This is a genomic window from Sphaerospermopsis kisseleviana CS-549 (genome assembly GCF_028329225.1).
Taxonomy (GTDB): Bacteria; Cyanobacteriota; Cyanobacteriia; order Cyanobacteriales; family Nostocaceae; genus Sphaerospermopsis; species Sphaerospermopsis kisseleviana.
In genome coordinates, this window is the sequence record NZ_JAQMTI010000183.1 from 1 (window position 1) to 5,173 (window position 5,173).

General features: G+C 42.0%; 4 protein-coding genes. 3 read left to right on the forward strand and 1 reads right to left on the reverse strand.

The genetic code is table 11. The features are described from left to right. Positions 1-113: 113 nt before the first annotated feature. The 3 genes from pgl (at position 114) to PN497_RS15270 (ending at position 2,834) form a co-directional block, all read left to right on the forward strand. Positions 114-836, forward strand: coding sequence for a 6-phosphogluconolactonase (gene pgl / locus PN497_RS15260; protein ID WP_096572864.1), 723 nt, complete (start codon positions 114-116; stop codon positions 834-836). Between the two features lie 155 nt (positions 837-991). Continuing rightward, the gene (locus tag PN497_RS15265) at positions 992-1,987 is read left to right on the forward strand and encodes an FHA domain-containing protein (RefSeq protein WP_096572101.1); all 996 of its coding nucleotides are present in this window, start codon (positions 992-994) and stop codon (positions 1,985-1,987) included. A gap of 106 nt (positions 1,988-2,093) precedes the next feature. Beyond that, positions 2,094-2,834 (forward strand): M50 family metallopeptidase, encoded by a 741-nt coding sequence (locus PN497_RS15270; RefSeq protein ID WP_096572102.1) that lies wholly within the window; start codon positions 2,094-2,096, stop codon positions 2,832-2,834. 398 nt (positions 2,835-3,232) lie between these two features. Here PN497_RS15270 and PN497_RS15275 read toward each other — a convergent pair. After that, positions 3,233-5,173, reverse strand: a 1,941-nt coding sequence (locus PN497_RS15275) for a DUF1998 domain-containing protein (RefSeq protein ID WP_334310655.1), incomplete at its 5' end; no start/stop codon positions are given.

Below are 5,173 nucleotides of genomic sequence, written 5' to 3' on the forward strand. Positions count from 1 at the left end.
CCTGCCTCCTGCCTCCTAACTCTGATGATGTTAAAAGTTTCAAAAGTTAAACTGGGAAATTGTCAGAAATTAGGTATTCTATTGCTGAAAGTCAGCTATGTGATGATGAACCCATGAACAAGAAGGTTGAAATTTTACCCGATCTCCCAGCTTTGGTAGCACGGGCGAGGGATTTGATTCTGTCCAAATTGGCCACTGCCATTCAAGAACGGGGACAATTTACTATTGCTTTGTCTGGTGGCAGCACACCTAAGCCTTTGTATGAAGCTTTAGCCTCTTCAAACTTGCTTTGGGATAAAATTCATGTGTTCTGGGGAGATGAACGTTATGTACCACCAGATCACCCCGATAGCAATGAACTTATGGCGCGTCGTGCATGGTTAGATCGGGTTGCTATACCCGCCGCTAATATTCACGCCATACCCACTTTATCAGCTAATCCAGCGGTAGATGCAGCTAAGTATGAACAGCATCTGCAAGAATTTTTCCATGCAGCACCGGGAAACTTTCCCCCATTGGATGTAGTTTTACTGGGAATGGGTGATGATGCCCACACTGCATCTTTGTTTCCTCATACAGAAGCTCTTAATGTACGCGATCGCTTGATTACTGTAGGTAACAAAGATGGTAATCCTCGCATCACTTTTACCTACCCATTCATCAACGCTGCACGGAGTGTAATTTTTTTGGCTGCTGGTGCTAATAAAAGACCTGCTTTAGCTCAAGTCTTCGCACCTACCGCTGATGATTTTACTTATCCATCTCGCTTGATTAAACCTCAAGGAGAATTGCTATGGCTGCTAGATGAAGCAGCAGGTTTAGAACTCAAACCCTAAATTAGTGAACAGGGAACAGGGAACAGGGAATAGGGAATAGGAAACATCAATTGCCTTTTGCCTTTTGCCTTTTGCTTTGTGCCACTGACAACTGATAACTGATAACTACTTGCTAGTAATATATTTTACAACTAACTTGATTAAGGCTTAAATCCATGATCGTCTGCCCAAATTGCAATCATCCCAATCCAGACGGCGCTGTTCAGTGTGAAGCTTGTTATACGCCGTTACCAGCGACTACAAACTGTCCCAGTTGTGGGGCAACTGTACAAGCAGATGCTGCTTTTTGCGGTCAGTGTGGCTATAACCTACACTCCGCTCCTGTTGTAGCAGAACCAACTGTAGTAAGTGCAACCATCGATCCTAATATTCCTGTGGAAGTACCACCTTTGGTTACTCCTGACCCCATGTTAGAACTTTTACAAGCTAATCCTTTAGGACTCGATACTTATACTCATCCTCCTGTTGCTTCTACTCTACCACCAACAGTCGTGGCAGCAGTTCCACAAGCCGCACCGGCACCGGCACCCGCACCAGTTCCACCTCCAGCCGCAGTAGCCCCACCCGTACCCACACCAGCACCCGTACCAGTTCCACCTCCAGCACCAGTTCCAGAAGCGGTAGTTCCACCAGCACCTGTGCCAGCACCTGTGCCAGCACCTGTGCCAGCACCTGTGCCAGTTGTAGTTCCAGTTCCAGTTCCAGTTCCAGTTCCAGTTCCAGAAGCGGTAGTTCCACCAGCCCCAGTACCCGAACCACAACCAGAAGCACCAGCACCAGCACCCGCACCCGCAGTAGCAGTATCTAAAACTCAATTACAACAAGTGGTGGCGCGGCTATTCCATGTCCAAAGTAACCAAGAAATTGAATTACTGCAAAATGTGTCTGTAATTCATATTGGTAAACCCAATGATCGCATTCCTCCAGATATTGATGTAGCAGGATTTCCTAATTCAGAAATTGTCTCACGGATTCATGCAGATATTCGTGTTGAGGGAGATGCACATTATATAGAAGATGTGGGTAGTTCTAACGGCACTTATATTAATAATTTGCCGTTATTACCAGGAAATAGACACCGCTTACGTCCAGGCGATCGCATCAGTTTGGGTAAGGGAGATTTGGTAACTTTCTTATTTCAACTCTCTTAGAGAATAATTCGTAATTGATAATTCGTAATTCGTAATTAATAATTAGTAATTAGTAATTAGTAGTTATAAATTACGAGTTACGGATTATTAGTAGGAATATTACATAATGAGAGAACCAAAAAATTTTTCATCTTTGCTCACTCAAGAAGCACCCCCAGAAGTTGAACGTATGGGGTTAAGTTGGCTTGTAGGAGCAGCGATCGCCACTGCTGTTTTGTGGCAATTCCCAGCAGGTGATTATATTTTATACCCATTTACCATCTTGGCAACTTGGTTTCATGAAATGGGACATGGTTTGATGGCTCTGATCTTGGGGGGAAATTTTCATAAATTACAGATTTTTAATAATGGTTCTGGTGTGGCTACTTATTCTATGCGCTCTACTTTGGCTCCCCTTGGTCCTGCTTTGGTTGCGGCCGCAGGTCCGATGGGTCCACCTATTGCCGGTGCAGCATTAATTCTTGCTTCCCGCAGTTTTAAAGCCGCCTCCCTCAGTTTGAAAATATTAGGGGGGTTTTTGTTATTTTCTGCCTTGGTTTGGGTGCGTTCTTTGTTTGGGTTGATAGCAGTACCCTTACTAGGTTTAATTATTTTGGCAGTAGCTTTGCAAACTCCCCGCTGGGTACAGGGTTTTGCTATTCAGTTTTTGGGTGTGCAAGCTTGTGTGAGTACCTACCATCAATTAAATTATCTATTTAGTTATAGTGCAGGATCTTTAGGGCTTTCCGATACAGCACAAATGCAAAGATATTTACTGTTACCTTATTGGTTTTGGGGTGCTTTGATGGCTGTGGCTTCTGTGGTGATTTTAGTGCAAAGTCTGCGAGTTGCCTATCGTTTAAATTAGGTAAATTAGGGTTTGCCAAAAAAGTTACAGCACATTCCATCTACATGAGGTACACGATGAGCAGGCAAGACTTGTACTGAGCGAAGTCGAAGTGCGAAGTCGAACTACGGTTAGTGAGCTTGTACTGAGCGACTTGTACTGAGCGTAGTCGAAGTAAGTCGAAGTGCGAAGTCGAACTACGGTTAGTGAGCTTGTACTGAGCGAAGTCGAAGTGCGAAGTCGAAGTGCGGAGTCGAACTATGTCAAAGTATGCCTGCACTACAAGCCATAATTTCTTTTCTGGAGAAGTCTAATGAATAAAGAAGCAATCAAAGATCATCAAGATTTGGGGATTTACAAAATTGCCTTTTTTCTCCTCTTGAGTGAAAACAAAAATGTCTGTATTCCTTCCCTGTTCCTTATTCCCCGAAATTGAGAAAAAACTCACAACCTAAATTTTCTAAAGTTGGTACAATTAAAGCCCGATCTAAAAATTCATTCCGCCATTCACAGGAAGTTTCGGCAATCAGTAAACAGCCATGACAAGCAGCACCATGTAAAAATCTTTCTTCTTGCAGGTTATCTGGTTGATGTTGAGAACATACAGGATCATTAGAACATAATTTACCTGTTTCTAAGGCAATTTTTAAATGGTATTCAATGTTATTACCTACCTCTACTAAACCCCCTAATGTCCCTTCAGAACCAGGCGAACCTGTATATAAAAGGATGCCATATCCTGTGTCTGGATTAGCATAAATTCTTTCTCTGATGGCACTGGCAGCATAACCACATTCTAAGGAAACGGTGGTAATTAATAGATGTGATAAGGAATGCAGCATTATATAGGGTAAGCCAGGAAATTTAACTTGATCTTCGGAGATATTTTTACTGAGACACCATTGTTTTAAACCGCTTACTAATTTTCTCCCTCTGGCTTTTACTACTTCTTTTTCTTGCCATTCTTCAATTACTTGTTTATGAAAGCCAATAAATACTCCTTCGCCTTTATTTTCAATGGCTGGTATCCATTTAGTTTCCAAATCTAATGCTGCACGCTGTACATTAATGGTTAAGTTTTTATCTATTTCTCCTTCAATATCTGGTAGAGAAGCTTCAAACCGAGTAAACCCTATTTGGGCAATAACTTCTCTTAACCGATGGACTAATACTACTCTTTCTATATAAGGTAATAATTCACTGGGAAAATGATCTAATTTGCGGTTAGTTGCATAAAAATCATCATGCTCTTTACCTGTAGTTTCTTCACAATTTAATAAAGCTTCTAATTCTACTTGTTTAATGGTTTTACTTTCACTGCTTTGTTTATTATTACGACGTTGAATTTCTGCCCAAATAGCATCTACATCTAATGTTATTAAGTCAGCATATTTAGGATTTTTTTTCTGAATTAATAAAAATCCTCTGAGATCATTAATCTCTTCTAAATATTGCAAATCTTCATAATGACAGTCTATGGTTTTCTTTAAATGTTCATTGAGATCGGGGATGGAAATGACGCTTAATGTTTGGGCAAAATAGGCATTACTGGCGGATCTAACTAATAGCCGGTTGTATTCTCGCTCCTTAGTTTTAACTATATTGCCTGTTTTATCTATTACACAACTGTAACAATCATTTTGTTTACCTTGATAACCCAACCAAGGGCGATCGCCTTGACATGGTCCTAAAACTCTGGACTTGGGCAGTTTGGCTTGAGACAGGGGACGACGCGCACCTTTACAAACTTCGCACCGGACAAAGATTTCTTCAAAGTCGTTACCAGAACCACCTTCATCTAACCATAGTTGATGTTTACATTTGGTATTAAAATCATTGTGGGCGAAGGCGTACCAGTTAATATCGCTGATGTGTCCATTAGCACAACCTTGGACAAAGCGGATAGGAACGGCGTTAACTGACTTACCATCAAATTTTAAGCCTGATTGAACTTCTCGCCAAGTGACTAGGGGACGGGTACGGTAGTCTTTGCCGTGAAAGCGGACTGTTTTTTCTACTTGGGCGACAAACCAGGTGGGGAAAATAAACACACCAACATTAGCATCTGGGGCATAGGAGTCAGGGTTATCCCTGGGAGGACTGTATAAATTAACGGGTTCTTGCAGTTCGAGAATTTCCTGAACTTTATTTTTTAAGCGGTCTTCGCGGATGTATTGTTTTTCACCTTTCCAGAAGGATAAACCGCCGATAATAACGGAGTGTTCTGGTAAGTCAACCATTGAACCTGGTCCGTAGGTGTTAAGAAGTTGACTTTGGCGTATTTCTGCTAGGGGGGTTAGTCTTTTTTTGTGTTTGGGCATGGGTTGGTGACTGGTGACTGGGGACTGGGGACTGGGGAC